This is a genomic window from Mesorhizobium sp. M00.F.Ca.ET.216.01.1.1, from assembly GCF_004010325.2.
Taxonomy (GTDB): domain Bacteria; phylum Pseudomonadota; class Alphaproteobacteria; order Rhizobiales; family Rhizobiaceae; genus Mesorhizobium.
Genome location: NZ_SADR02000018.1, coordinates 88,924 through 113,577 on the forward strand (window position 1 = coordinate 88,924; position 24,654 = coordinate 113,577).

At 61.6% G+C, this 24,654-nt stretch carries 31 protein-coding genes and 2 pseudogenes; 21 read left to right on the forward strand and 12 right to left on the reverse strand.

The window, feature by feature from the left end; genetic code table 11:
• Window positions 1–7: 7 nt before the first annotated feature.
• The 14 genes and pseudogenes from trbB to EN859_RS22565 all read left to right on the forward strand — a co-directional run bounded on the left by trbB (window position 8) and on the right by EN859_RS22565 (window position 12,810).
• Entirely contained in the window at window positions 8–1,036 is a 1,029-nt protein-coding gene (gene trbB, locus EN859_RS22500; protein ID WP_127854893.1) for a P-type conjugative transfer ATPase TrbB, read from the forward strand.
• A complete protein-coding gene (locus tag EN859_RS22505; RefSeq protein ID WP_127854892.1) occupies window positions 1,033–1,380 on the forward strand; it encodes a TrbC/VirB2 family protein in 348 nt (115 codons plus the stop codon). The genes trbB and EN859_RS22505 overlap by 4 nt, the downstream gene beginning before the upstream one ends.
• Window positions 1,380–1,643 (forward strand): VirB3 family type IV secretion system protein, encoded by a 264-nt coding sequence (locus tag EN859_RS22510; RefSeq protein ID WP_127854891.1) that lies wholly within the window; start codon window positions 1,380–1,382, stop codon window positions 1,641–1,643. The genes EN859_RS22505 and EN859_RS22510 overlap by 1 nt, the downstream gene beginning before the upstream one ends.
• A gap of 12 nt (window positions 1,644–1,655) precedes the next feature.
• Window positions 1,656–4,205, forward strand: coding sequence for a conjugal transfer protein TrbE (trbE, locus tag EN859_RS22515; protein ID WP_127854890.1), 2,550 nt, complete (start codon window positions 1,656–1,658; stop codon window positions 4,203–4,205).
• Window positions 4,206–4,237: 32 nt separating this feature from the next.
• Window positions 4,238–4,948, forward strand: coding sequence for a P-type conjugative transfer protein TrbJ (gene trbJ / locus EN859_RS22520; protein ID WP_127854977.1), 711 nt, complete (start codon window positions 4,238–4,240; stop codon window positions 4,946–4,948).
• 8 nt (window positions 4,949–4,956) lie between these two features.
• Window positions 4,957–5,331, forward strand: a complete 375-nt coding sequence (gene trbK-alt / locus EN859_RS22525) for a putative entry exclusion protein TrbK-alt (RefSeq protein ID WP_127854889.1) — start codon at window positions 4,957–4,959, stop codon at window positions 5,329–5,331.
• Entirely contained in the window at window positions 5,324–6,694 is a 1,371-nt protein-coding gene (gene trbL, locus EN859_RS22530; protein WP_127854888.1) for a P-type conjugative transfer protein TrbL, read from the forward strand. Before trbK-alt ends, trbL begins: the two co-directional genes overlap by 8 nt.
• Window positions 6,691–7,377: a conjugal transfer protein TrbF gene (gene trbF, locus EN859_RS22535; RefSeq protein WP_127854887.1), complete on the forward strand. Its 687-nt coding sequence runs from the start codon at window positions 6,691–6,693 to the stop codon at window positions 7,375–7,377. Before trbL ends, trbF begins: the two co-directional genes overlap by 4 nt.
• Window positions 7,374–8,393 (forward strand): P-type conjugative transfer protein TrbG, encoded by a 1,020-nt coding sequence (gene trbG / locus EN859_RS22540; protein ID WP_127854886.1) that lies wholly within the window; start codon window positions 7,374–7,376, stop codon window positions 8,391–8,393. The genes trbF and trbG overlap by 4 nt, the downstream gene beginning before the upstream one ends.
• Window positions 8,390–9,604 carry a TrbI/VirB10 family protein gene (locus EN859_RS22545; protein WP_127854885.1) on the forward strand — a complete coding sequence of 405 codons (1,215 nt, stop codon included), beginning with the start codon at window positions 8,390–8,392 and terminating at the stop codon, window positions 9,602–9,604. Before trbG ends, EN859_RS22545 begins: the two co-directional genes overlap by 4 nt.
• Window positions 9,601–9,708: pseudogene (locus tag EN859_RS22550) on the forward strand (DUF2274 domain-containing protein); the annotation flags it as partial. The gene EN859_RS22545 and the pseudogene EN859_RS22550, both read left to right, overlap by 4 nt.
• Before the next feature lie 41 nt (window positions 9,709–9,749).
• Complete coding sequence (locus EN859_RS22555) at window positions 9,750–10,034, forward strand: DUF2274 domain-containing protein (RefSeq protein WP_127854883.1); 285 nt, start codon at window positions 9,750–9,752, stop codon at window positions 10,032–10,034.
• 229 nt (window positions 10,035–10,263) lie between these two features.
• Window positions 10,264–11,913, forward strand: a complete 1,650-nt coding sequence (locus EN859_RS40310; protein ID WP_281015626.1) for a LuxR C-terminal-related transcriptional regulator — start codon at window positions 10,264–10,266, stop codon at window positions 11,911–11,913.
• Between the two features lie 93 nt (window positions 11,914–12,006).
• Window positions 12,007–12,810, forward strand: coding sequence for a hypothetical protein (locus tag EN859_RS22565; RefSeq protein ID WP_135913544.1), 804 nt, complete (start codon window positions 12,007–12,009; stop codon window positions 12,808–12,810).
• 67 nt (window positions 12,811–12,877) lie between these two features.
• Here EN859_RS22565 and EN859_RS39480 read toward each other — a convergent pair whose 3' ends face one another.
• Window positions 12,878–13,069: a hypothetical protein gene (locus tag EN859_RS39480; protein WP_245525663.1), complete on the reverse strand. Its 192-nt coding sequence runs from the start codon at window positions 13,067–13,069 to the stop codon at window positions 12,878–12,880.
• Between EN859_RS39480 and EN859_RS22570 the strand changes: the two genes are divergently transcribed.
• Window positions 12,977–13,201 (forward strand): hypothetical protein, encoded by a 225-nt coding sequence (locus tag EN859_RS22570; protein WP_245525662.1) that lies wholly within the window; start codon window positions 12,977–12,979, stop codon window positions 13,199–13,201. The two genes, EN859_RS39480 and EN859_RS22570, sit on opposite strands and share 93 nt — an antisense overlap.
• Before the next feature lie 617 nt (window positions 13,202–13,818).
• On the opposite strand, the gene EN859_RS22580 is transcribed toward EN859_RS22570, so the two are convergent.
• From EN859_RS22580 to EN859_RS22590, 3 genes are all read right to left on the reverse strand, one after another.
• Window positions 13,819–14,739 (reverse strand): LysR family transcriptional regulator, encoded by a 921-nt coding sequence (locus EN859_RS22580; protein ID WP_189502160.1) that lies wholly within the window; start codon window positions 14,737–14,739, stop codon window positions 13,819–13,821.
• Entirely contained in the window at window positions 14,736–15,338 is a 603-nt protein-coding gene (locus tag EN859_RS22585) for an acyl-homoserine-lactone synthase (RefSeq protein ID WP_127854879.1), read from the reverse strand. Before EN859_RS22585 ends, EN859_RS22580 begins: the two co-directional genes overlap by 4 nt.
• A gap of 139 nt (window positions 15,339–15,477) precedes the next feature.
• Entirely contained in the window at window positions 15,478–16,701 is a 1,224-nt protein-coding gene (locus EN859_RS22590) for a Fic family protein (protein WP_127854878.1), read from the reverse strand.
• An 874-nt stretch (window positions 16,702–17,575) separates the two neighbouring features.
• Here EN859_RS22590 and EN859_RS39485 point away from each other — a divergent pair.
• Window positions 17,576–18,307, forward strand: a pseudogene (locus EN859_RS39485) (IS1595 family transposase).
• The gene (locus EN859_RS22605; RefSeq protein ID WP_127854876.1) at window positions 18,246–18,515 is read left to right on the forward strand and encodes a hypothetical protein; all 270 of its coding nucleotides are present in this window, start codon (window positions 18,246–18,248) and stop codon (window positions 18,513–18,515) included. Before EN859_RS39485 ends, EN859_RS22605 begins: the two are co-directional and overlap by 62 nt.
• Before the next feature lie 157 nt (window positions 18,516–18,672).
• On the opposite strand, the gene EN859_RS40550 is transcribed toward EN859_RS22605, so the two are convergent.
• The 5 genes from EN859_RS40550 to EN859_RS22630 all read right to left on the reverse strand — a co-directional run bounded on the left by EN859_RS40550 (window position 18,673) and on the right by EN859_RS22630 (window position 21,610).
• Window positions 18,673–18,822: a DUF6772 family protein gene (locus EN859_RS40550; RefSeq protein ID WP_348632940.1), complete on the reverse strand. Its 150-nt coding sequence runs from the start codon at window positions 18,820–18,822 to the stop codon at window positions 18,673–18,675.
• A 19-nt stretch (window positions 18,823–18,841) separates the two neighbouring features.
• Window positions 18,842–19,594, reverse strand: coding sequence for a LuxR family transcriptional regulator (locus EN859_RS22610; RefSeq protein ID WP_135913546.1), 753 nt, complete (start codon window positions 19,592–19,594; stop codon window positions 18,842–18,844).
• Window positions 19,537–19,920, reverse strand: a complete 384-nt coding sequence (locus EN859_RS22615; RefSeq protein ID WP_127854868.1) for a hypothetical protein — start codon at window positions 19,918–19,920, stop codon at window positions 19,537–19,539. The genes EN859_RS22610 and EN859_RS22615 overlap by 58 nt, the downstream gene beginning before the upstream one ends.
• Window positions 19,921–20,044: 124 nt before the next feature.
• The gene (locus EN859_RS22620) at window positions 20,045–20,746 is read right to left on the reverse strand and encodes a response regulator transcription factor (protein ID WP_127854874.1); all 702 of its coding nucleotides are present in this window, start codon (window positions 20,744–20,746) and stop codon (window positions 20,045–20,047) included.
• A gap of 645 nt (window positions 20,747–21,391) precedes the next feature.
• On the reverse strand, window positions 21,392–21,610 hold the full coding sequence (locus EN859_RS22630; RefSeq protein ID WP_127854873.1) for an IclR family transcriptional regulator C-terminal domain-containing protein: 219 nt from the start codon (window positions 21,608–21,610) through the stop codon (window positions 21,392–21,394).
• Here EN859_RS22630 and EN859_RS22635 point away from each other — a divergent pair.
• The 4 genes from EN859_RS22635 to EN859_RS22650 all read left to right on the forward strand — a co-directional run bounded on the left by EN859_RS22635 (window position 21,587) and on the right by EN859_RS22650 (window position 23,130).
• Entirely contained in the window at window positions 21,587–21,973 is a 387-nt protein-coding gene (locus EN859_RS22635; RefSeq protein WP_127854872.1) for a type II toxin-antitoxin system VapC family toxin, read from the forward strand. The two genes, EN859_RS22630 and EN859_RS22635, sit on opposite strands and share 24 nt — an antisense overlap.
• Before the next feature lie 147 nt (window positions 21,974–22,120).
• On the forward strand, window positions 22,121–22,306 hold the full coding sequence (locus tag EN859_RS22640; protein ID WP_210237711.1) for a hypothetical protein: 186 nt from the start codon (window positions 22,121–22,123) through the stop codon (window positions 22,304–22,306).
• A gap of 165 nt (window positions 22,307–22,471) precedes the next feature.
• On the forward strand, window positions 22,472–22,720 hold the full coding sequence (locus tag EN859_RS22645; protein WP_127854871.1) for a plasmid stabilization protein: 249 nt from the start codon (window positions 22,472–22,474) through the stop codon (window positions 22,718–22,720).
• A complete protein-coding gene (locus tag EN859_RS22650) occupies window positions 22,717–23,130 on the forward strand; it encodes a type II toxin-antitoxin system VapC family toxin (protein ID WP_127854870.1) in 414 nt (137 codons plus the stop codon). Before EN859_RS22645 ends, EN859_RS22650 begins: the two co-directional genes overlap by 4 nt.
• A gap of 33 nt (window positions 23,131–23,163) precedes the next feature.
• Here the strand turns inward: EN859_RS22650 and EN859_RS22655 are convergent, their stop codons facing one another.
• The 3 genes from EN859_RS22655 to EN859_RS22665 form a co-directional block, all read right to left on the reverse strand.
• Window positions 23,164–23,916 (reverse strand): LuxR family transcriptional regulator, encoded by a 753-nt coding sequence (locus EN859_RS22655; RefSeq protein WP_127854869.1) that lies wholly within the window; start codon window positions 23,914–23,916, stop codon window positions 23,164–23,166.
• A complete protein-coding gene (locus EN859_RS22660) occupies window positions 23,859–24,242 on the reverse strand; it encodes a hypothetical protein (protein ID WP_127854868.1) in 384 nt (127 codons plus the stop codon). Before EN859_RS22660 ends, EN859_RS22655 begins: the two co-directional genes overlap by 58 nt.
• 124 nt (window positions 24,243–24,366) lie before the next feature.
• Window positions 24,367–24,654 (reverse strand): winged helix-turn-helix domain-containing protein (locus EN859_RS22665; RefSeq protein ID WP_189502165.1); only part of this gene is annotated, 288 nt, incomplete at its 5' end.

Genomic DNA, 24,654 nt, shown 5'->3' on the forward strand with positions numbered 1-24,654 from the left:
GATCATCGTGGCAATCAATCATCAAGTTGGCAGCGAGGCGGTGTCGCGCGGCGCGCGCATGCTGCGCACGGCGCTTGGGCCCGGCATCGCCGGCTTCCTAGAAGACCAGGCAATCGTCGAGGTGATGCTCAACCCGGATGGGCGGCTCTGGGTCGACCGGCTGAGGGAGGGACTTGTCGCCACCGACGAAAGTCTGGTCCCGGCTGATGGCGAACGCATTGTCCGGCTGGTTGCACATCATGTCGGCGCCGAGGTTCATCCCGACAGCCCACGCGTCTCGGCCGAACTGCCGGAAACGGGCGAGCGCTTCGAGGGCCTGTTGCCGCCTGTTGTCGCGGCACCGACCTTCGCCATCCGCAAGCCGGCGGTCGCCGTGTTCACGCTCGAAGATTACGTCGCCAATGGCATCATGGCGGAGAGCCAGGCCGACTCACTGCGGCTTGCCGTCGAAAAGCGCAAAAACGTGCTGGTCGCCGGCGGCACGTCGACGGGCAAGACGACGCTGGTCAACGCCCTGCTGGCGGAGGTGGCCAAAACCACCGACCGCGTCGTGCTGATCGAGGACACGCGCGAACTGCAGTGTGCTGCGCCAAATCTCGTGGCGCTGCGCACCAAGGACGGTGTCGCCTCGCTTTCCGATCTGGTGAAGTCCTCGTTACGGCTCCGCCCCGACCGCATCCCGATCGGCGAAGTGCGCGGTGCCGAGGCCCTCGACCTCCTGAAGGCATGGGGCACCGGCCATCCAGGTGGCATCGGTACGATCCACGCCAGTTCAGCCCTTGGCGCACTGCGTCGACTGGAACAGCTTGTGCAGGAGGCTGTGGTCACGGTCCCGCGCGCGCTCATTGCCGAGACGATCGACGTTGTTGCCGTGCTCGCCGGCCGCGGCCCGGCACGCCGGCTCATCGAGATCGCGATCGTCGACGGACTCGACCCGGGCACCGGCGACTATCGAACGCTCGAGGCCAAGATCGAGACCGAACCAACCGTGAATCCCCAATCTCCCAAGGAGCCTCAGCAAGGAGCCTCAGAATGAATCCGATCCGCTTCACTTTATCGTCTATCCGTAAGTTTGGTTTGCGCCCGGTCGCCGCGGCGACTGCTGCGGTCACGACTGTGATGATCGCACCTGCTCACGCTGCGGGTTCCTCCATGCCGTGGGAGGAGCCGCTTCAACAAATCCTCGAATCAATCGAGGGACCGGTCGCCAAGATCGTGGCGGTGATCATCATTATCGTCACTGGCTTGTCGCTGGCTTTTGGCGATACGTCCGGCGGATTTCGTCGACTGATCCAGATCGTGTTCGGTCTGTCGATCGCCTTCGCGGCCAGTTCTTTCTTTCTCTCGTTCTTCTCCTTCGGCGGCGGAGCACTGGTCTGATGGAGGAGGACGTTCGCGGTTTTTTCGCGCCGGTGCATCGCGCGCTCACCGAACCGATCCTGGTTGGCGGCGCGCCGCGTGCGGTGGCGATTGCCAACGGCACGCTGGCCGGAGCGGTCGGATTAGGGCTGCGTTTGTGGATTGCTGGTCTCGTCATCTGGGCAATCGGCCATTTCGCGGCCGCCTGGGCCGCCAAGCGCGATGCGCAATTCGTCGACGTGGTTCGCCGGCACCTGCGCTATCCCGTGCATTTCGGCTCCTGAGAGGTTCTCAAGATGATCAACCTCGCCGAATATCGCAGACGCTCATCGAGCCTCGCCGACTATCTGCCCTGGGCCGCCCTGGTGGCACCCGGTGTGGCGCTCAACAAGGATGGTAGTTTTCAAAGGACGGCGCGCTTCCGCGGTCCCGATCTGGATTCCGCCACGCCAGCTGAACTGGTCGGCACGACGGCGCGGCTTAATGGCGCGCTGCGCCGTCTAGGCTCCGGCTGGGCCATCTTCGTCGAAGCCCAGCGCAATCCAGCCACCGACTATCCCGATAGCAAATTCCACGACTGCGCATCAGCACTTCTCGACCTTGAGCGGCGCGAGCAATTCGAGGGCGAGGCCGACCAGGAGTCGCTCCAGGGGAGCGATCGCCGGCCGAATGGGGAGCTGTTCGAAAGCAGCTATTACCTCACTTTCGTTTGGCTGCCGCCAGCCGAGGAAGCATCGCAGATAGAGAGCTTGCTTTACGAAGGCCGAGAGATGAGCGGCATCGATCCGTGGGAGCTTCTTAAAAGTTTCGTAGACCGCACCGACCGGGTGCTGAACCTGATCGAAGGTTTTGTCCCAGAAGCCGACTGGCTCGATGATGGCGAGACGCTGACCTACCTGCACTCGACTATTTCGACCAAGCGCCATGGTGTCCGCGTTCCCGAAACGCCGATGCACCTTGATGCGCTGCTAGTCGATCAGCCGCTGACCGGCGGCCTGGAGCCGCGGCTGGGCGAATTTCACCTGCGGACACTTACCATCATCGGTTTCCCCGGCGCGACCTTTCCAGGGGTCCTCGACGACCTTAATCGGCTTGCCTTCCCATACCGCTGGTCGACGCGGGCGATCATGCTCGACAAGACTGACGCAACCAGGCTGGTGACCAAGATCCGCCGCCAGTGGTTTGCCAAACGGAAGTCTGTCGCGGCGATCCTCAAGGAGGTGATGACCAATGAGGCATCCGTTCTTATGGACACGGACGCCGCCAGCAAGGCGACCGATGCGGACGCTGCCTTGCAAGACCTCGGCTCCGACCAGATTGGCCAGGCCTATGTCACCGCCACCGTGACCGTGTGGGATGCCGATCCGTCAATCGCCGACGAGAAGCTGCGGTTGGTCGAGAAGATTATCCAGGGCAAGGATTTCACTTGCATCGCCGAAGGCGTCAACGCCATCGAAGCCTGGCTGGGCAGCATCCCTGGCCACGTCTATGCGAATGTCCGGCAGCCACCGCTGTCGACCCTGAATCTTGCTCACATGATCCCGCTCTCTGCCGTCTGGGCAGGTCCCGTCGAGGACGAGCATTTTGGCGCCCCGCCGCTGTTCTTCGCCAGGACGGAAGGCGCGACGCCGTTCCGGTTCAGCCTGCATATCGGCGACGTTGGCCACACGCTCGTCGTCGGCCCGACGGGTGCGGGCAAGTCAGTCCTGCTCGCGCTGATGGCACTGCAATTTCGGCGGTACGAGAACAACCAGGTCTTTGCCTTCGACTTCGGCGGCTCGATCCGCGCGGCCATGCTCGCGATGGATGGCGACTGGCACAATCTTGCCAGCAATGCGGCGAGCGGTCAGGGGCCGGACGATCCGCTTGCCTTGCTGACCCTGGCGGATCTCTCGGATGACGTCGCCGCTGTTCCGCTGCAGCCGCTTAGAGGGATCCACCACACACCGGAGCGTGCCTGGGCGGCCGACTGGCTGGTCGACATTCTTCAGCGCGAAGGCGTCCCTGTCACGCCGGAGGTCAGGGAATATCTCTGGTCGGCGCTGACCTCGCTGGCCAGCGCGCCGGTTCAGGAACGGACGCTGACTGGTCTGACCGTGCTGCTGCAATCTTCGTCTCTCAAGCAGGCGCTGCGGCCCTATTGCATTGGGGGTCCTTATGGCCGTCTGCTCGACGCCGAGCACGAGCGTCTGGGTGATGCTTCCGTCCAGGCCTTCGAGACCGAAGGTCTGATCGGCACAGGTGCGGCTGCGGCTGTGCTTGCCTATCTCTTCCACCGCATCGAGCAGAGGATGGATGGGCGGCCGACGCTGCTGATCATCGACGAGGGCTGGCTGGCGCTCGATGATGGCGGCTTCGCCTCTCAGCTGCGCGAATGGCTGAAGACTCTTCGCAAGAAGAACGCTTCCGTCATCTTCGCTACGCAGTCGCTCTCCGACATCGACGGATCGCCAATCGCACCGGCCATCGTCGAAAGCTGTCCGACACGGCTTTTTCTGCCGAACGAACGCGCCATCGAGCCGCAGATCACCGAAATCTACCGGCGCTTCGGTCTCAACGATCGCCAGATCGAGATCGTCGCCCGCGCAACACCCAAGCGCGATTATTACTGCCAGTCGCGGCGCGGAAACCGGCTGTTCGAACTAGGCCTCGGCCCGATCGCGCTGGCGCTCTGCGCTGCGTCCTCGAAGTCTGACCAGGCGGCCATCGACCGGATCATCGCGGCCGGCGGCCGGCAATACTTCCTCCAGGCCTGGCTTACGAACCGCGGTCTCACCTGGGCGGCCGACCTCGTTCCCGATCTCACCAACGTCATCGACCAATCCGCAAAGGAGGTTTCGTCATGATTTCCGTTCTTGCACGTCACCGTATCCGCCGCATGGCCGCCGGTGCGATCACCGTCGCCGCTGCGTGGTCATCGACGCCGGCATCTGCGTTCATCGTATTCGACCCCAGGAACTACGCTGAGAACCTGCTTTCGGCATCGCGTGCCCTGGAGCAGATCAACAACCAGATCACCTCGCTTCAAAACGAAGCACAGATGCTGATCAACCAGGCGAAGAATCTCACCTCGCTGCCGACCTCATTGCTCGGCCAGATCGAAGGCAACTTTTCCGAGATGAAGAACCTGCTCGGCGAGGCCGACAAGCTCGCCTACAGCGTCCAGGACATCGAGAGCCAATTTACGTCAACCTACGAGAATTTTGGCTCGGACCTTTCGAGCCAGCAGCTTGTCAACGGCGCACGCGAACGCTGGCAGACCTCGGTGTCTGCCTTCGAGCATTCATTGAGAGCCGGAGCCGTCGCCGTCGACAACATCAAGGGGACACAGGAACAGACCAGCGAGCTGGTCGATGCCAGTCAGTCGGCCGTCGGCGTGCTGCAGGCGACACAAGCCGGCAATCAGCTTCTCGCCGTGCAGGCAAAGCAGATCGCCGATCTCACAGCGATGCTCGCCGCGCAAGGGAGAGCCGATGCGTTGGAGCAGGCGAGAAAGGCCGCAGCGCAGGAACAAGCGCGAGCGCAATTCAGCCGCTTCATGACGGGCAGCAGCTACAGCCCGTCATCGGTAAAAATGTTCCACGACTGAGGCGGGTCATGGATCTCAAGATCGCCGCCCGGATGATAGCCGTTCTTGCCCTTGGCGCCGCCATGACCGCCGCCTTCATGGCGTTGCGCGGCAACAGCTCGCAGGACGCGTCCTCCCCGCGCTCCGCGCATCCGGGCGGCGAGCCGGCAAGGTTCGAGCTTGCCCGATGTCGCGACATCGGCATGGCCGCGATCGCTGACGAGGTCTGCAGGAAGATCTGGGCGGAAGATCGCCGGCGTTTCCTTGGGCCGCCGATACGGCCTGCGACACCCTATGCCATTCCGTTAGTCGAGAAGGACCAGAGCCGGCTTTCGCCCCTTCATCCGTCGACCACGCCGGGCGCGGAAGACCAAACTGACGCCGAAAGGTCGCGCCATGAATGACACCGGCGTTATCGACCGTTTCCTGGAGACTTTCACCCGCTATATCGATTCGGGGTTTGGCCTTTTGGGTGGAGAAGTCGCGTTCCTCACCTCCACCCTGATCGTCATCGACATCACGCTCGCCGGCCTGTTCTGGGCGTGGGGAGCGGACGAAGATGTGCTGCACCGGCTGGTGAACAAGACGCTCTATATCGGCTTCTTCGCCTTCATCATCGGCAATTTCAATCGTCTCGCCGACATCGTCTTCGAGAGCTTTTCCGGGCTCGGGCTGAAGGCCGGAGGATCCGCACTTTCGGGCTCGGCTCTGCTGCAGCCCGGCCGCGTCGCCCAGGTCGGCATCGACGCCGGCAATCCGATCCTCGAGGCCGCCAGCCAATTGATGGGCTACGTCTCCTTCTTCGAGAATTTTGTCCAGATCGCGGTATTGATGATCGCCTGGGCGATCGTGCTCATCGCCTTTTTCATCCTCGCCGTCCAGATCTTCGTAACCCTGATCGAGTTCAAGCTGACGACGCTTGCCGGCTTCGTGCTGATCCCCTTCGCGCTGTTCAACCGGACCGCCTTCCTTGCCGAAAAGGTGCTCGGCAACATCGTCGCGTCAGGGGTGAAGATTCTTGTGCTTGCCGTCATCGTCGGCATCGGCTCTGGCCTGTTCGACGAGTTCACCCAAGGGTTTGGCGCGGACCAGCCTACGATCACGGATGCGCTGTCGCTTGTGCTGGGCGCCTTGTCCCTGATGGGGCTTTCGATCTTCGGTCCCGGCATCGCGACGGGCCTCGTCTCCGGCGCCCCGCAACTCGGCGCGGGTGCAGCTGTTGGCACGAGCCTCGCCGCCGGCGGCCTCGGAGTGGCCGGCTACATGGGTACCCGGGCCTTGCTGAGCGGCGCGGCAAGTGCTGCCGGTGCCGGCGGCCGCATGTCGGCGGCGGCCGCGCGTGGTGGCGCGCATTTGTCCGGTAGCACTTCGACAGCTTACGGCCTCGCCGCAGCAACATCGGGCCAGAGCGGTGCGGGCTCAATCGCTGCCGGCATGGCGAGTGTCGCCAAGGCGGGCGCCGGCGCCGCCGTTCAGCCAGTGAAGCAGGCAATGTCGCGCGCGGCTTCAGCCCTGTCTTCCAGCCATCAGGGTGGCCGCTCGGCCGCGTGGACCGCGACCGGTGGAGAGCAGCCATCGGCAGCAGCCTCTTCAGGTCGTGCGTCGACTGCCGAAGCCAGTGCCGGATCGCCGCCCGCGTGGGCCGCTCGCATGAAGCGCGGCCAGGCCATGAGCCATGGCGCCAGCATGGCCGCCCATTCCGTCCGCTCCGGCGACCAGGGCGGCGCCTCGATGAATGTTTCCCTCAATCAGGATGACCGCCGATGAAGCCTTTTAGACGCCCGTCCGTTCGCTATGGAAAAACGCCTCAGCCGCAGACGCCGTATCAGCGTGCCCAGCAGGTCTGGGATGAGCGCATCGGCTCGGCCCGTGTGCAAGCGAAAAACTGGCGGCTGATGGCGTTTGGCTCACTCATGCTGGCCGGTGGTTTCGCCGTGACGTTGATGTGGCAGTCGACGCGCGGCTCCGTGGTTCCCTGGGTGGTACAGGTCGACAAGCTTGGCGATGCGCAGGCAGTTGCCCCGGCCGTTGCCGACTATCGGCCGACCGATCCGCAGATAGCGTGGCATCTCGCCCGCTTCATCGAAGAGGTGCGAAGCATCTCGAATGATCCGGTCATTGTCCGCCAGAACTGGTTGCGCGCCTACGACTACACGACCGACCGAGGCGCCGTCTCTCTCAATGACTACGCCCGCGTGAACGATCCTTTTGCCAAGGTCGGCAAGATCCAGGTCGCAATCGAGGTCTCCAGCGTCATCCGCGCCTCGCCGGACTCGTTCCGCGTCGCCTGGATAGAGCGCCTCTACGAGAACGGCAGCCTGGCCAGCACCGAGCGCTGGACCGCCATCCTCACCATCGTCATTCAACAACCCCGCGATGCCGACCGGCTGAAGGCCAATCCCCTCGGTGTCTACGTCAACGCCATCAACTGGTCGAAGGAACTTTCATGATGTGTGTGCCATGGACACGCAAAACGCTTGCCGTAGCGCTGCTTTCAACAGCGCTCGCCGGCTGCGCCTCGAAGAAATTCATTCCGCCGGAGATCCAATATGACGATGCCAGGCCTGCCGTGCACACGGTCGACCCGCCCGGCCCGGTGAAGGTGGTGGAACTGCCGAAACCCCTTCCACTGCCCGGGCAGCTGAAGCCGGTCGACAGCGGTAAAGCGAAGCCGGACCCGACCGATCCGAAACAGCGGATCAGCCAGGCCAATGAGGCTGCACGAATGCAGCCCGTTCGCGACGGTTTCGTCAACGCGATCCAGCTTTATCCCTGGAGCGAAGGGGCGCTCTATCAGATCTATGCAGCGCCCGGTCAGGTCACCGACATTGCGCTGCAGCCGGGCGAGCAGCTTGTCGGCTCGGGGCCAGTGGCTGCCGGCGACACGGTGCGCTGGATCATCGGCGACACGCAAAGCGGAGCAGGGGACCAGTTGCAGGTCCACATCCTGGTCAAGCCGACGCGGCCCGATCTTCAGACCAACCTCGTCGTCAACAGCGACCGCCGCACCTATCATCTCGAGCTGCGCTCGACCGAAAAGACCTACATGGCCTCCGTATCCTGGCAGTACCCGCAAGACCAGCTGATCGCGCTCCGACGCCAGAACGCCCAGGCCTCCGCCGCGCAGCCGGTCGCGTCCGGCGTCGACATCCAGAAGCTCGACTTCCGTTACCGCATCGAGGGTGACGCAGCACCCTGGAAGCCGCTACGCGCGTTCGATGACGGTTCGAAAGTCTATATCGAGTTTCCGTCGGGCATAGGGCAAGGGGAGATGCCGCCGCTCTTCGTCATCGGGCCTTCGGGTGGCTCCGAGCTGGTCAACTACCGCGCTTCCCAAAACTACTACGTTGTCGACCGGCTGTTCGCCGCCGCAGAACTGCGGCTTGGTGACAAGACGAGCGAGAAGCGCGTTCGGATCGTGCGCACCGATGGACGGCCGCAGCGCAGCGCGGGGCTGTTTCGATGATCGACGCCGCCAATGTTCCGAACCAGGACATCCGAGCCGACCTGCGCCTGCGGCCCGAACCCGCTCGGGTGACACGTCTATCGCGCAAGGTGCTGATAGGTCTTGGCGGGATCGCCAGCATTGCGATCGTTGGCGCACTCGTTTGGGCGCTCGACGCCAGACGGCGCGGCAACCAACAGCCCTCGGAACTCTTCACCACCGAAAATCGAACGACCGCCGACGGGCTGCAGACGCTGCCGAAGGACTATTCCGGCGTTCCGAAACTCGGTCCTGCACTACCCGGGGATCTTGGACGGCCGATACTGCGCGCACGGGAACGTGGCGAGCCGGTCGGCGTGACGAACATCAGTACACCGAGCGACGATCCGGACGAGCAGCGCCGCCTGGCCGAGATCGAAGCCGCGCGTATCGCAAAGCTCTTCACTGATACCAATGCTAGGACAAATCTGGCGCGACAAGGTGCTGGCGCAGGGAGTTCGGCCGCGAACACCATATCCGGTTTGACACCCCCGATCGAACCGCCGCTGCTCAAGCCAGTCGTCGATCAAAACATGCAGGACCGCAAGCTCGCTTTCGTCAACGCTGAGCCGGATCACCGCACCGTCAGTCCCGATCGTCTCGCCGAAAAGGCCTCGCCCTATGTCGTTCAGGCCGGCACGGTCATCCCGGCTGCCCTCATCACCGGAATCCGTTCCGACCTTCCTGGACAAATCACCGCCCAGGTCACCGAGAACGTCTACGACAGCCCGACAGGATCCTACCTCCTTATCCCGCAGGGCGCGAGGCTGATCGGCCAGTACGACAGTCAGGTCGCCTTCGGCCAGTCACGCGTGCTGCTCGTTTGGAATCGGCTGAATATGCCGGACGGCACCTCGATCGTGCTGGAGCGTCAACAAGGCGCAGACGCTGCAGGGTTTTCCGGGCTGGAGGACGAGGTCGACCATCATTGGGGCCAGTTGTTCAGGGCAGCAGTGCTCTCGAGCCTGCTCGGCATCGGAACCTCGCTTGGTTCTAGCGACGATGAAAGCGACATTGCCAAGGCCGTTCGCGAAAGCGCGCAGGATTCGGTGAGCAATGTCGGCCAGCAGATCGTGCGCAATCAGCTTGACGTCCAGCCGACGCTTACTGTCCGGCCCGGGTTCCCGATCCGCGTCATCGTCAATCGCGATCTTGTGCTAAAGCCCTATGGAACGGCGAGAGACCCATCATGATCAAGCTGAAACTCTCCGCCATTCCCGACGACCGCCCGGTGAAGATCGCGGTCGAATTGCCGGCCGCCGTTCACCGCGATCTTGTCATCTGTGCCGATTATCTGAACAGTCAACATGTCTTTGTCTCACAAGCAGGAGGTGAACAATGCCGGATCTGAGGCTCGGCCGGCTGCCGAAGGTTGGCGTCGTACGCATGACTATCATCCTGCCGGAGCCTCTCAAGGAGGAACTCGATCAGTATGCGGCCGAGCACAGCCGGCTCTATGAACCCGTGGACACCGCAGCCCTGATTCCGCACATGCTGGAAGCCTTCGTCGGTTCGGATCGCGGTTGGCGCAGCAGTAAGGCGAAGGCAGGCCGTGCCCGTCAACGAGGGGCGTCTCCAGCCAGCAGTACGACGCGAAGCGGTGCTGAAGGTGATGGCTCCTGAAGCTGTCCTAGTGGCTTTACCCTAAGCGGAATACCGGTTCCGAACCCGAGCGGAAGTTCATTCGCCAACGGACGAATTCACGCCGCTGACCCATTCAGTGCACTTTAAGTGCATTCCGGTCATCCGCGTTCGAGCATGCTATACTGCAGGATGGCTTTTAGAGCAGTCTCTGATGGCTAATGGTTCGTAACCGGAACCAATGCGGATGGGCAGGTCAGATCGACGGCGATTGAACGGTGGCTCCCCGGAGGAGACGGATCAGCGCGCCCTCGGTCGTGAGGCTTATGAGGAAAGGGCGTGGGACGACGCCTATCGACGGCTGTCCAAAGCCGATGACGTGGCGCTGCTCGGCGTCGAGGATCTCGAACGCTTAGCGATGTCGGCCTATTTGACCGGGCGCGACGAGGAGTACCTGCGGGCCCTGGAGCGAACCCATCATGCATATCTGGACGCGGGCGAGTGCCATCGGGCCGCCCGCTGCGCCTTCTGGCTGGGCCTGCGCCTTGTCTTTCGTGGGGAGATGGCTCAGGCGGCCGGCTGGTTTGGACGGGCCCATCGGCTGCTCGAACGCGAGCCACATGATTGTGCCGAACAGGGTTACCTGATGCTGCCCCACGTCGAACAGCATCTTGCTGCGGGCAATCTCGAGGCGGCCTACGCTGCGGCCAGCGGCGCAGTCGAGATCGGCGAGCGCTTTGCGGACACGGATCTCGTGGCCTGCGCACGGCACCTTCAAGGCCGTGTTCTGTTGCGACAGCGGCGGACGACAGAAGGCTTCGCGCTTCTCGACGAGGCGATGGTTTCGGTGACGGCTGGCGAATTGTCGCCACTCCTCACCGGCTTGATCTACTGCAGCGTGATCGAAGCGTGTCAGCAAGTCCATGCTCTGGGCCGCGCACGCGAATGGACCTCCGCCCTGGGGCGATGGTGCGCCGAACAGCCCCAGCTGATCAGTTTCAGCGGCACCTGCCTGATGCATCGCGCCGAGATCAAGCGGCTCAGCGGCGCATGGCAGGACGCGATCGACGAAGCGCAGCAGGCCGTGGAGCGTTTGACGCAGTCGAACAATCGGAAAGATACGGCTGGGGCGTGGTACCAGCTGGCGGAAGTACACCGCCTTCGCGGAGACTTTGACGCGGCCGAGCAGGCATATCGGAGTGCAAACCAATATGGCTTCGAACCGCAGCCGGGCCTTGCCCTGTTGCGGTTGGCCGAAAGGCACATCGAGGCGGCTGCGGCCGCAATCCGGCGCGTCATGGCCGCGACGACCGACCAAGTGAAGCGCATTCGGCTGCTGCCTGCTCACGTCGAGATCATGCTGGCAGCTGACAATATCGAGGAAGCACGGTGCGCCTGCCGCGAACTGGAGGATGTCGCAGAAGGCTACGGAACCGAACCGTTGCGCGCCCTTGCCGCCCAAGCGCGGGGAGCGGTGGAACTGGCAGGCGGCGAAGCGCAAGCCGCGGCGATTTGGCTGCGCCGGGCAATCGAGGCGTGGCAGCAAGTCGACGCGCCATACGAAGCAGCGCGCGTAGGCGTCATGATGGGCTTGGCTTGCCGCGCCCTCGGTGACAGCGACGGTGCGGTACTGGAGCTGCAGGCAGCCCGGACAGTATTTCAGCAGCTTGGTGCCACGCCCGACGTTTCTCGCATCGATACACTGCTTGACACGCGGCCGGACGAAGCCCGCGGCCTCTCTGCCCGCGAACTGCAGGTTCTCCGCCTGATCGCTTCCGGTAAAACCAACAAGGAAATCGCCAACGAACTGCATTTGAGCGGGAAGACAGTGGACAGGCACGTCAGCAATATTTTCAACAAGCTCGATGTCCCCACTCGCACCGCAGCCACTGCCTGGGCTTACGAACACCGCCTCATCTGATCGCGTCCGGCGTGGGTGGAATCACCCATGCATCGTCGGCACCGATTGGGTGGTTCGCCCGAAGCGCCGCCCTCCCTTCCGCCTTAACCTAGCTTGCACCTGAAACTGACCGGCCATGGATGCGCGGCGCCTCGGCGCAGCTCGCCCATAGATCGCGGGACGGCCCCGGGAATCGCGCTGCAAACATCCGGCCACAATGAAAGGAAGGAAGCGATGTCACATACTGACATGGGAGCGCGAGCCGCAGGCGCCTGGCTTGCGATCGCATCGTTCATCCTGACCGTGTCGCTTCTATTTCACGGTCCGATTTCTCCCGATTTCGGCACCCAAATGGACAGAATTGCCGATGGGGGTTTGCGATGGTCCATCGCCCACTGGGCAGCCGCGGCGGCGCTATCGTTCTTCGCTGTTGCAAGCCTGATCATGCTCGCTGCCGGCTCGCGTCTCACGCGGGAATGGTGGATGTTGTCGGCGTGGGCGCTGCTGCCTGTCGGCGCGCTGTGGACAGCAAGCACGGCCGTGGCCGAAGCCACGGTGATCTTCAATGCCGCGGTGACGGGGAACCGCGAAGTCTACGAGTCCTGGTGGATGTTTGCAGAAGGCCAGGCCAACGGCTTTGCCGCCATGGCGCTCGCGTTCACCGTGATCGCCGCGAACGAGGCGTGGGCGTCCCACAGCGTTACGCCACATTGGGCGTCGCGCATCGCAGCCGTTGCGGGGGCCGCTTCCGTGCTCGGATGGGTACTTGGGAGCTGGCTGCGGTTCCCGTTTGGCGCCCCGATTTGGCTGGTAGGCGCGATCGTAATGTGCCTGTGGCTTGTCTGGTTCGGGCTCTCATTGGCGCGGGTCGACGCTGGTCAGGCAAGCATCCGGCGAGACGCACCGTCCGGCGCCTGAGGAAATGGAGGAACACGATGACTGAGCAAGTTTACGGAAAATCTTTTGGAGGAACCCCTGCCGAGAATTACCAGCGCTTGGTGCGCCGGTGGCCGACGATCTCATCGGCATCGCTCGGCTTCAACCGGGCCAGCGCGTGCTCGATGTCGCGTGCGGCACCGGTGTCGTGACGCGGCTCGCGGCGGACTGCGTCGGTGCTAGCGGCACGGGTGCTGGCCTCGACGTGAATGCGGGCATGCTGGCAGTGGCCCGTTCTCATACCCCGCCGAATATCTCGATCGAGTGGTACGAGGCGTCCAGTTCTCGACAGAGAATGCTTTGCGCGGGCCGCCTGCCACTTGTGCTGTCGGTCGGCCGCGCCAGGGCCGACAGGAGAAGCTGCCGAGGGTGAGGTACGGGCCGTAGCGATCGAGCAGGATCGGATAGGCCAGCAGATGGGTGATGAGCGTTCCGCGGTGCGCCCTTGTTTGCTCTTCAGTTCGGCAAGGTACGCATCGAGCAGGGCTGATCGACCGCCTGTAGGCTGCCGATCCGGGGTCGTCGGTTGGCCCATGGGCCAGAACGGAGCCGATCTGTTCGTGGATGAGCATCGACAGCATATGGACGGCAAAGGTGTGCCGAAGTGCGTGCGGCGTGACCACCAGATCGAGGCCCGCCCTACAGCAGCGGGCGCTTGCCCGCCGGAATTCCGCCGCCCATGCTGCCGGCGTCATAGTACGGCCCGCTTCGTTCAGCCACAATGCAAGGGGCTCTCCGGCCGGAGTGACGACGCGCTGGCGGTGCAACGGGGTCAGCGTGTCGAGCCGTACGGCGCTGACAACATCCTCGTCATCGGCAAGATCGACCGAGGTTCGGTTGGAGGCGCCCGCTGCGATCAAGGGCCGTGACGGAAGGCCCTGATCCTGGTGAGCGCGTTCGCGCGCTCGATCTCGGTACCGCGCGACAAACAAGGTGAGATTCAGCGTCAATCAGGATGAGACTCTGCGGCGGGGGTGTGACGTAGGAGGATCAGGGTGCAGGACAACGCTTCAGAAGAAACGCGATGAAAGCAGCCAGCACCGGATTTGAATTGTCCCGACGCCACGTTGCACAATGCCTGATTCTCATCGGCCTTTCTCGCCAATGCAGTGGACGAAAAACAATATCGTGCGGCATTGACCGGGCATCGCTTTCCCTAAGCAGGGTAATCCCCAATCCGCGACGGACCAGGTTGATCAAGCTGATCCGGCTTACATCGTGCCGAATGATCGGCCGCGGGAGTTCGCGCAATATCGTGCCGGGGACCAAGCTTAGATCACTGCAGTGTGTATTTGCTAGAATCGTCTGTTGTCCAATCCCGTCGCACTCCACCACATCGAAGTCGGCAAGAGGATTGTCGGGCGCCATCGCTACCATGATCCGATCCCACCAGAGTGGAAGACTGGCGTAGTCAGGATGCTCACCGCGCGAAGGTGCAATTACCGTCTCCAAGCTCCTGTCCCTCAAACCTGAAGCTAATTCGGCAGTCGGTGCCTCCGTCAGGATGACGGCAGTGTCGGGATTGTCGCCCATGAACGCGACGACAGCATCGAGAAACGCGCAATTGGAAAGAGGCGCATCCAACCCGATCGATAGCTGGTCACTCTTGCCCAGCCCAGTTGAAAGCGTATCGTCCAGATCCTTCAAGACGCGGCGCATACTGGCCAGGAAACGCTTGCCGGCTACCGTCGCCCTGACGCCGCCGGGGTGGCGTTCGAACAAGGCCATGCCCAACGCCAGCTCGAGATCCTTGACGCGTCGGCTAAGCGCCGAATGATGAATTCCCAAGCGCCGAGAGGCACCAAGGAGGCTGCGCTCCTCGCCAACCGCGACCGCAAATCGAAGGCTGGCTAGCTGGACGGAGCGTCGCGTTGCGTCTCCGCCATGCGGAGATGAATTCAGCGCGATCACGATGCGGACTTGCGGTTGCCTGTGCTTCGTGTTTCGCGAAGTCTTTGCAGTGTCCGTTCATCGAAACTCGCTGTCACGGCGATGGTCTCTTCGCCGCCGATGACCTTCGGCAATCCCAGGGGCGTCACCCTGAAATGCAACTGGACCAGGCGCAGCAGCCAAAGCGGGTTCATTTCGATGATGATCGTATCGATGTTGGTGGCCAGGCCCCACTCGACGATGCTGGACAAAAGCGCATTCGCCACTGGGCTGAGCATTCGTCCTCGTTCGCGATGTTGTGGCTCGACGCAGTAGCGCGTCCATTCCCAGATGTTTTCTCCGACGAGCCGCAGGCCTTCGCACAGGTCCGACAGGACCTCCGACAGCAGATGGGGTTGCGTCGAAGGCAGCATGCGTTGATAGCCGACGACACGGTTTTCAGCGATAACGAGCATGTGAACTGCGTGCTCGTCGTCGAAGCGGTCGATCTCGCGCCTATCTTCGCGCCTCAGGTCCGTCCAACCTTTTTCTTCAACAAATACCTTGTGGCGAAGACGGAATGCCTGGTCCAATTCTGTCTGATGTTTTGCCGCGTTCTGCGCTGTGACGATGAGAAGCATCTCGGTTGTCCTCCAGTTGCGAAGTCAACCAATGGTCGGTCCTGGACGAAGGCGGCATCACGCAATTGCGTGAGACTAGTCTAAGTCTGGGGTCTGTCGGCAAAGCTGCGATTTCCTTCCAAGGACCTTGCTGAGAAGGTCAGGGAGAGGGTCGCGGATCGGGTATAGTCAATTCCGCATCGGTGAACAGATTCGGGAAGAGTCTCTCGCGATAGTCCAGCGGGAAAGCAATGCGGACAGGGGCTTTGGGCGTTTCGGACTTTAGGAAACCTTGTCTAACCAGTGCTGACATCGTGTTCCGTGCCGTTCTTTCCGATGTCTTGAGAACAAGATGAACATCACCGCGCTCGAATGATCCGTGTTTGAGGACTGCCGCTAAGAGATCGGGCGCGCGTTTGTCGTCGCTGATGTCCTTGATCAGTAAGCGGTACCGATCTTGCAGGCGATCAAGGTCGAAAATCGCTGTGGAGAAGCGTATTTGATCGAGTGCCACGGTAAGGAACCACTCGCAAAAGTCCTTGAGAGCTGCTTCCGAGAGATTGCCTCGACCATCGAGGTCTCCGCGACGAGGGCTGTCTGCGTGGTCCATCATCCGTTTGTATTCGCCTCGATCCTTGAGACCGCGGGCCAGGCCTCTGGAAATCGACCACAAGCCATGTCCCCCGATGCCTGCTTTCAGCGCCATCGCATGCGACATCAACCGGGACACACGGTCGTTGCCGTCAGGGAACGGGTGGATGTAGTTGAAACGGTGGTGAGCGGAAGCGATGGCAATGATACGGGTGCTCGCCCATTTTTCCGCTACTCCAAAACGCTTTGAGAAGTGCGCCATGAAGGCTTCGACGCGATCTGAAGAGGGGGGCTGATGTCTTCCGACAGCCACGTCGTCGTTCGCAGTCTTTCTGAACTCGCCGGGAACGATCTCGACCTTCGATCCATCGGGTCGTTCCATGAACCTGAACTCTGCGGGCATCTCGTGATAGAATATGCGATGCATCCAAGCGATGAACTCAACCGACGTCGGGCTCGGCAAATCTCCTTTGGAGTACATCTCATCGATTTTGCGCTGGACGATAACGTGCGCCTTGGCCTCGAGTGCTAATGCTCGCCGTTCAGGTTCGACCTCCGAACCCGCGAGTGCCTTTTCGATGTCCTTGGGACATGTATTGTGACCCTCGATAAGGTTCGAGTAATAGCAATTCATCATCCGAACCAAGTCGGCGAGTTCTGCGGCCGATTCTGGATGGAGGCCACGCCCCAAATTGTCCGCCTCCTTCTGCAGTTCTACCGTGAGGTCTGCTAAGACGGACGGTATGGTGTCCTGGAAGAAGCACGGCTCGATACGAGCAGGTGTTTCAATCATTTTTTGCCGATCCTACAAGCTGCCAATTGCCTTTGATATAAGGCATTTACGTCAGCAACAGGCAGGGGGTTGCCGATTATTATTGCCGATCTTCGTTGTCGCATTTTCCGAAGTCGGCGCAGTGTGCGGAGCAGGGCGAGGCTGAAGCGAATGCCCTGTGATCTCGATACGATAAATCGTTCCCCGTTTATCTTATTACAAGGAACCGATCGTCTCCTGCGGCCAGATCCGCTAAAGGCCCGATCATGTTCAGGCGGATACGCATACAGCGCTGATTTCGACGGGCCTCCCGAGGCCGCCGCATCGCCACGCGTATCGACGACTGCCAGCCCTGGAGCCTGAACATGAACACCCACACCTCTAGTGACCGCACGCCCCGCCTGACCCCGAGGATCCTGGAACATCCGGAGCCTTGGGATTTCATCCACGTCGATCACGACGCTGCGGCGCGGAGGTTTGAAATACCAGGCCGGCCAGCACTTCCTGATGTCTCCGGAATGCCGGGACATGCCCATCCAGCATCTCGTCAAGATTGACGAAGAGGAAGCGTACGCGATCTTCCGTCAGTTCCGCTGGCCGAAGCCCCGGGGCCAGCCTGTCTGCCCCCAATTGTGGCGTTCTCGACTGCTACGCGCTCCGCAGACGCGCGTTCAAGTGCTCTGGGTGCCGTCGCGAGTTCTCCGTCACCTCCGGCACCGTGTTTGCCTTCCACAAGCTGAGCTTCTGGAAGATGCTGGCGGCGATCTGGATGTCCGTGAACGCCGTGAAGGGCAAGGCCGCGCTCCGCCTCTGCCGCGAGCTCGGCGTGCAGTACAAGACCGCCTGGGTGCTGTCGCTGAAGATCAAGGAGGCTCTGGGCCTGCGCCGCGTCGGCATGAAGCTCGAGGGCGAGGTCCAGATGGACGGCAAGTACGCGGGCGGCCACCTCAAGCAGGAGAACAAGGCCGAGGACCGGATCGATCGCCGCCTGAAGAAGTACCAGAACATGAAGCGGCTCTGCGTGCTCGCGCTGCGCGAGAAGAACGGCAGCGGTTTCGAGCGCACCTTCACGCCGATCGTCCGCGAGGAACAGGGCGAGGCCGCTTGGGCGACGGTCCGCGACCATGTCAGCCGGGACGCTACCGTCGTCACCGACTAACACCCCAGCTATGCCGACCTGGCAGGCCTCAACGAGCACAGGCAGGTGAACCACTCGGAAGCCTACCAAACCGAGGACGGCACGAACACGAACCACGTCGAGAGCTTCTTCTCACGCATCCAGCGTGCCTATGTCGGCATCCACCACCGCTTCTCGCTGAAGTATTTCGACTATTACGTCGCCGATCTCGCCTGGCGCGAGGACAATCGCCGGAAGAGCAACGGCCAGCTGACGGCGCTGGTCCTGTTCGCCACGATGTTGAACCCGACCTCGAGGCTTCTGCGGCTATTGCCAGGGGAACAACCCGCCCGATCTGGACTTCGAGGACTTCGACAGGCCCTTCGCGCCCGCCTGAGACTGAGGCAGCGATCTCCCACTGGCGGCGATTGCCGTCCAGCATGCCAGCGTGGCGGACGCGTCCGGCCTTCTGAAGGGCATCGAGGATCGAAGACAGGCGGTTCTCGATGAGAGCGACCCTGGGGTCGTCACCGGAAAGGCCATGCCTTGTCGCGAATTCCTGCGCGCATTCGGCGGTCGACAGCGGCCGCTTGGCGGTGCGCAGGATGTCCAGGGCCATCTGGCGCTTGTTCGTCCCACCGATGAGCCTGTCGAGTTCTTTCGCGGCCGTCCGCGGCGCCTTTTCGGCTGCTCTTCCGACTTCCATTCCGGCTCGTAGATCGAGATCACCTTGTCGACGGCCGCGATCTGCGCCTGCAACTCGGCAAGCGCCGCCGTTAGATCGCGGGCACGCCCTGCCAGCTCGCTTCGCTTGGCCTTCAGTTCCTCTGGTACGCCCATCTCGCCCCTGAAATCTTGCTTTCAGGGGTACCAGATCAAGGATTAAACTTCTGGTGGCGTTTGCTACCGAATAGCGGAAATGCGCGCTGGGCGACGTCGGTCTCGGCAGACACGCAGAAATTGAGCTTGCACCACAGGTTCTTCATCGCCGGCATGCGGATCGATTGGAAGCGGGATCGGTGGATAACGTCGGTGCTCGACGACCTAGGCGATCAAACCCTGGCGGAAAGCTTCTGCGACAGCATGTATGGTGCTTGTTACACCAAGCCTTTCACGCACCAGTCGCAGGTGAGTATCGGCTGTATTGCGGCTGATATTGAGGCGATCGGCGATTTCGTCCACGGTGAGGCCTTCGGAAGCCCAGCGCAGAACATCGCTCTGTCGCGGAGATAAGTGCGTGGGCTTCGAGTTGCGTTTCCCGTCCGCCAGAATAGCCGCGCAACCAAAAGCGCAAGCAGCGACGAACTGCAAGGCGAGACGGTCGTGAGAATCCAGACCCAGCTTTTCGCCTGCGACGGAAAAGCCCGCCGCCCGTCCTTCCAATGTCACAAACGGTATTGTGAACCCTTCGCATAATCCAAATTCGGTCGCCTCGTCCATGATCCGCTGGCCGTGAGGGCATAGCCTGCACATTTCGTCGATCTCGCTCCAGTGGAAGGGGCTGCTACCGCGGTTTACAAGTCGAATGGTTGGATCGCGATAAAGATAGCCGTTTGAAAAATAGCGTTCGGACCATTCTTCTGGCCAGGCATCGAGCAACACATGTGAAACCTGCTCTCGTTTCAGAGCACGAGGCGGAGGAATTGGCCCCGCCAGCAAATTCGTGGCGACCAGTCGTTTCGCATAGCAAAGTAGGTGCCGACAGATTTCTTGTTGGGTTGAGCTCTTCTGGACGAGATTCAGAAATTCGAACGTATCATCAAGGCGTCGGCGCCAAACCGCAGTTGCTCTTGCCATTGTTGTCGTAATAGCCAGGCTGAGGTGGGATGGTTGCTGATGGTCAGGAGGGCGGAAGCGGCTTGCTCGGCAAGGGGGAGCGCGACACAACTGCCGACGAGACCGAGAAGGAGATTGCCGACGGTCGTGCGTCGGGCGACAGCCCCGTGACCAAAGGTGGCAATCATTGGCGCAACGGCTCTGCCAAGATTGGCGCCCAGCGCCAGAGCGATGCCAAGACCCGGTCCGATCATTCCGCCTGCGGCCAGCAATACGGCAAGAAGCACAACCGCGAGACTGGACGACGAGCCAATCGCCAGCACGGCTGCAACGATGACAGCAGGCACTGGCACTGCTTCCAGAAGAGCCATCAAGGCCAGAAGAACCGCCCTAGGACTGGATGACATGGCACGTCGGCCGAAGCCAGCCAATCAAGCCGGACCGTTGCTACGGCGTGCCAACTGGTGCCGATCAAGGGTTCGACCCCTCGAGCGAATAGCCGGCCGAGCGTATGGTGCGGATGAGGGTGCGCGATGAGACCTGGTTCAGGGTCTTTCTGAGCCGGCTGATATGCACGTCGACGGTGCGGGCGTCGACATAGACGTTGCCCGGCCACACCGCGCCGATCAGCTCATCGCGACTGAAGACCTTTCCGGGATGTTGAAGCAGGTGCCGCAGCAGGTTGAACTCGATCGATCCCAGATGGATCTCCTGGCCGTTGCGGGAGACCCGATGGGTGTCGAGCCGCATTTCGAGGTCGCCATAGCTGAGGATCTTGCCTGCGACATCGCCAGCGGCCGGCCGTGCCCTGGCCAGTTTCGTGCGCAGGTAGGCGAGCAGCTTGGCCGGCGCGATCGGCCGCACAAAGCTCTCATCGATGCCGGCCTTCAAGAGATCGAGGTGCTGGTGCTCGGCTCCGGGTGCAATCAGGGCAACGACCGGCATGGCGCCGGTGTGGAGTTCCCGCTTGAGCCGGGCGCAAATGGCTGGCCCTGCTGTGCTCCCCGGTTGGCAGTCGAGCACCACCGCCTGCGGCTCCCGTTCGGCGGCCAGTGCGAGCGCCTCCTCGATATTGCCGGCCAGCTCGCTCGCGAAGCCGTCCACGTCCAGGATGTGGCTGAAGACCAGATAGAACTCGGCATCCTCCGAGCAGATCAGCACCAGTGGCTTCATCAGCAGAGCCTTGCCTCAAAACACGAAACCGGCCCCTCTATTGCGTGGTGAGTGCCTCGGAATGCCGGTCCGTTGCCGCCGCCAAGATAATCTCATCTTCCCGTGTTACGGACGGCTACCGTCAGCTACGTTAGTAGCCCACTTTGCCGGCTAGGGGTTCTTGGTTGTTGTGTAGACGTAGACGCACTCAAAACGAATACCCCCATATGGGCAGGTTGCTCTTGGCGAGGACCAGAGGGTGTGTCGGCTTATCCCGATCATCCAGGTCGATCTGGACGCCCCGGACTGCCGGCAGCATCTGGTCTATCGGTTTCTTTGGCATGGCTACCTCAAAGGCACTTCTCGCCATCGCTGCGATGCTTGAAACAGAACCAATGCGGTGCCTGCTTTGGCTTTGCGAAACCCCAGCCAGCATCCTTGCCGCACGGCACATGCTCGCGCCGATGATGCTGGATACCGGGCGCCGTGACGTGTTCGGGACTAGGCACATTCGCCGCGTGACCTTCCCACGAGGAATCGCCAACGAAGCCACCCCACGTGGCAATCTGGCTAGGCAGTCGTGCGATGTTTGGCACCGGTTCAAAATCGCTACCTCATGGCAGCCGGCGAGCGAAAGCCAAGGGCGGCGGAAATACGATGGGCGGCCTAGGCTACCATGTCGCCCAGTTCGCTTATGCGCTCTTCCGGTACCCGGTTTTCCGGCGCTGCGATGTTCAGCGCCGCGATTATCTTACCCGGCGCCACAAACACCGGTGCGGTGATCGAAATCAGATCGTCGTTGATCTCGCCGCGACTGACGAAAAACTTTGAGGAAATCGAGAAGCTGTTTGGCGGCGACGCATGAAACTTCTGCTCGATACCCATCTTCTGCTCTGGGCGGCGGGCGAGCCCGACAAGCTGCCGCCTGCCGCCCTCGCTGAGATCGAGAATGCCGACAACGACCTGACGTTCAGTGCTGCAAGTCTCTGGGAGATCGCAATCAAACGGGGTCTGGGCCGCGCGGACTTTACGGTCGATGCGCGTCTTTTGCGCCGGGGCCTGATCGACAACGGCTATTATGAGCTGCCAATCACAAGCGAGCATGCCATAACCGTGGAGGGGCTTCCCGCTATCCATGAGGACCCCTTCGATCGGATCCTGATTGCTCAGTCGATCGTGGAGGGCATTATATTGCTGACCGTCGACGATCTGGTTGCACGGTATCCCGCGCCTATACGTCGCCTTTGACAACCCCCGCCCGGAGCCCGAGCCACAGATCGGCTGCTTCAGCGAGGCCTTCTTCCTGCCGCTCCCGCGCATTCGACCACTTCTTAGTCTTTGCCTTCGTGGTCGCTTCGGCTCTATCGCGAGCGCTCGCATTTCGACGGTCAAAACGTGCTCGAAAGCGGCGGCACCTCGCCCGATGAACGCAAGGACGGCTGGCTGAACCGACTGGTCGGCATGCTGCCGAAATCTCGCGGCGAGGCGATCGCCTTCGCGCCGACCATCCCGCTGGCGCTGCGAGGCCAGTTGGAGGTCACCTCCTATGCGCCATCCGTGCTGCCAGCAGGGCGGGATTGATGGAGAGGTTTTCGCGGCCGGCCTTCATCTCCTGTAGCAATCCCTACTCTGTCAGAGCCGGCAAGACCGTCGTACAAACACACCCACGTCCGGATGGCAAGCCATCATGCGCCATCTTGCTAGCAGTGCGATGAAGGTCTATATTTACAGCAAAAGGAGTCCTTTATGGCCGAACCCCAGCTTTCCGTACGCAGCGCCAAGGCGCGTGATCTTGCGCATCGGCTTGCTCGACGCGAGAACCGGTCGATCGCCGACGTGGTTGAGCGCGCGCTGGAATCTTATGAGGTCCGGGAAGCAGGTCGCGAGCCGGCAACGACGTTCTATCCTCGTATTGCTAGCGCCTATGGTACTGAAATCAACCTCGAAGCAGTGATCCGGGATAATCGGCAGGTTCATGCGGGACCTGACCTTTGATCTTCCTTGATACCAACGTCATTTCCGAGACGCTCAGGAAGTCGCCCGATCCTGCCGTGATCGCATGGTTGATCCGCCATGACGCTGAACTTGCGCTTCCGACAGTGACCATCGCCGAGATCGCCTTCGGCATCCAGAAGATTAGACCCGATCAGCGTGCCGAGCGTTTGGAGCAGGGGCTCTCGGATTGGCGTCGTCGGTTTGCTGATCGGATCTTCGGGCTAACCGAGGAAGCCGCGATAGCCTATGGGGAAATCATGGGTACTGCCGTGCGGCAGGGCCGGGGGATGTCGGCGCCCGACGGCATGATTGCTGCAATCTCAAGGGTGAATGGCGGCCGCTTGGCAACGCGGAATTTGGGTGACTTCGGCACGACCGGTCTCAAGTTGGTCTCTCCGTGGGAGTTCTGACCCGTCGGAAATGGGCTCATTCAGGATTGGAGGCTAGGCGATCAAACCCTGGCGGAAAGCTTCTGCGACAGCATGTATGGTGCTTGTTACACTAAGCCTTTCACGCACCAGTCGCAGGTGAGTATCGGCTGTATTGCGGCTGATATTGAGGCGATCGGCGATTTCGTCCACGGTGAGGCCTTCGGAAGCCCAGCGCAGAACATCGCCCTGTCGCGGAGATAAGTGCGTGGGCTTCGAGTTGCGTTTCCCGTCCGCCAGAATAGCCGCGCAACCAAAAGCGCAAGCAGCGACGAACTGCAAGGCGAGACGGTCGTGAGAATCCAGACCCAGCTTTTCGCCTGCGACGGAAAAGCCCGCCGCCCGTCCTTCCAATGTCACAAACGGTATTGTGAACCCTTCGCATAATCCAAATTCGGTCGCCTCGTCCATGATCCGCTGGCCGTGAGGGCATAGCCTGCACATTTCGTCGATCTCGCTCCAGTGGAAGGGGCTGCTACCGCGGTTTACAAGTCGAATGGTTGGATCGCGATAAAGATAGCCGTTTGAAAAATAGCGTTCGGACCATTCTTCTGGCCAGGCATCGAGCAACACATGTGAAACCTGCTCTCGTTTCAGAGCACGAGGCGGAGGAATTGGCCCCGCCAGCAAATTCGTGGCGCCCAGTCGTTTCGCATAGCAAAGTAGGTGCCGACAGATTTCTTGTTGGGTTGAGCTCTTCTGGACGAGATTCAGAAATTCGAACGTATCATCAAGGCGTCGGCGCCAAACCGCAGTTGCTCTTGCCATTGTTGTCGTAATAGCCAGGCTGAGGTGGGATGGTTGCTGATGGTCAGGAGGGCGGAAGCGGCTTGCTCGGCAAGGGGGAGCGCGACACAACTGCCGACGAGACCGAGAAGGAGATTGCCGACGGTCGTGCGTCGGGCGACAGCCCCGTGACCAAAGGTGGCAATCATTGGCGCAACGGCTCTGCCAAGATTGGCGCCCAGCGCCAGAGCGATGCCAAGACCCGGTCCGATCATTCCGCCTGCGGCCAGCAATACGGCAAGAAGCACAACCGCGAGACTGGACGACGAGCCAATCGCCAGCACGGCTGCAACGATGACAGCAGGCACTGGCACTGCTTCCAGAAGAGCCATCAAGGCCAGAAGAACCGCCCTAGGACTGGATGACATGGCACGTCGGCCGAAGCCAGCCAATCAAGCCGGACCGTTGCTACGGCGTGCCAACTGGTGCCGATCAAGGGTTCGACCCCTCGAGCGAATAGCCGGCCGAGCGTATGGTGCGGATGAGGGTGCGCGATGAGACCTGGTTCAGGGTCTTTCTGAGCCGGCTGATATGCACGTCGACGGTGCGGGCGTCGACATAGACGTTGCCCGGCCACACCGCGCCGATCAGCTCATCGCGACTGAAGACCTTTCCGGGATGTTGAAGCAGGTGCCGCAGCAGGTTGAACTCGATCGATCCCAGATGGATCTCCTGGCCGTTGCGGGAGACCCGATGGGTGTCGAGCCGCATTTCGAGGTT

Bases quoted from the DNA above. Each gene is read 5' to 3' on its own strand.
- trbE (WP_127854890.1), top strand. From the start codon at position 1,656: ATGATCAACCTCGCCGAATATCGCAGACGCTCATCGAGCCTCGCCGAC.
- EN859_RS39480 (WP_245525663.1), bottom strand. From the start codon at position 13,069: ATGAGAACGGGCCACTGCCAGCATGCCCGCATTCACGTCGAGGCCAGC.
- EN859_RS22655 (WP_127854869.1), bottom strand. From the start codon at position 23,916: ATGGCAAGAGCAACTGCGGTTTGGCGCCGACGCCTTGATGATACGTTC.
- EN859_RS22645 (WP_127854871.1), top strand. From the start codon at position 22,472: ATGGCCGAACCCCAGCTTTCCGTACGCAGCGCCAAGGCGCGTGATCTT.
- EN859_RS22590 (WP_127854878.1), bottom strand. From the start codon at position 16,701: ATGATTGAAACACCTGCTCGTATCGAGCCGTGCTTCTTCCAGGACACC.
- trbK-alt (WP_127854889.1), top strand. From the start codon at position 4,957: ATGGATCTCAAGATCGCCGCCCGGATGATAGCCGTTCTTGCCCTTGGC.
- EN859_RS22620 (WP_127854874.1), bottom strand. From the start codon at position 20,746: ATGAAGCCACTGGTGCTGATCTGCTCGGAGGATGCCGAGTTCTATCTG.
- trbL (WP_127854888.1), top strand. From the start codon at position 5,324: ATGAATGACACCGGCGTTATCGACCGTTTCCTGGAGACTTTCACCCGC.
- trbF (WP_127854887.1), top strand. From the start codon at position 6,691: ATGAAGCCTTTTAGACGCCCGTCCGTTCGCTATGGAAAAACGCCTCAG.
- EN859_RS22545 (WP_127854885.1), top strand. From the start codon at position 8,390: ATGATCGACGCCGCCAATGTTCCGAACCAGGACATCCGAGCCGACCTG.
- EN859_RS22630 (WP_127854873.1), bottom strand. From the start codon at position 21,610: ATGGGTATCGAGCAGAAGTTTCATGCGTCGCCGCCAAACAGCTTCTCG.
- trbJ (WP_127854977.1), top strand. From the start codon at position 4,238: ATGGCCGCCGGTGCGATCACCGTCGCCGCTGCGTGGTCATCGACGCCG.
- EN859_RS22635 (WP_127854872.1), top strand. From the start codon at position 21,587: ATGAAACTTCTGCTCGATACCCATCTTCTGCTCTGGGCGGCGGGCGAG.
- EN859_RS22510 (WP_127854891.1), top strand. From the start codon at position 1,380: ATGGAGGAGGACGTTCGCGGTTTTTTCGCGCCGGTGCATCGCGCGCTC.
- EN859_RS22610 (WP_135913546.1), bottom strand. From the start codon at position 19,594: ATGGCAAGAGCAACTGCGGTTTGGCGCCGACGCCTTGATGATACGTTC.
- EN859_RS22505 (WP_127854892.1), top strand. From the start codon at position 1,033: ATGAATCCGATCCGCTTCACTTTATCGTCTATCCGTAAGTTTGGTTTG.
- trbG (WP_127854886.1), top strand. From the start codon at position 7,374: ATGATGTGTGTGCCATGGACACGCAAAACGCTTGCCGTAGCGCTGCTT.
- EN859_RS22585 (WP_127854879.1), bottom strand. From the start codon at position 15,338: ATGCTTCTCATCGTCACAGCGCAGAACGCGGCAAAACATCAGACAGAA.
- EN859_RS22555 (WP_127854883.1), top strand. From the start codon at position 9,750: ATGCCGGATCTGAGGCTCGGCCGGCTGCCGAAGGTTGGCGTCGTACGC.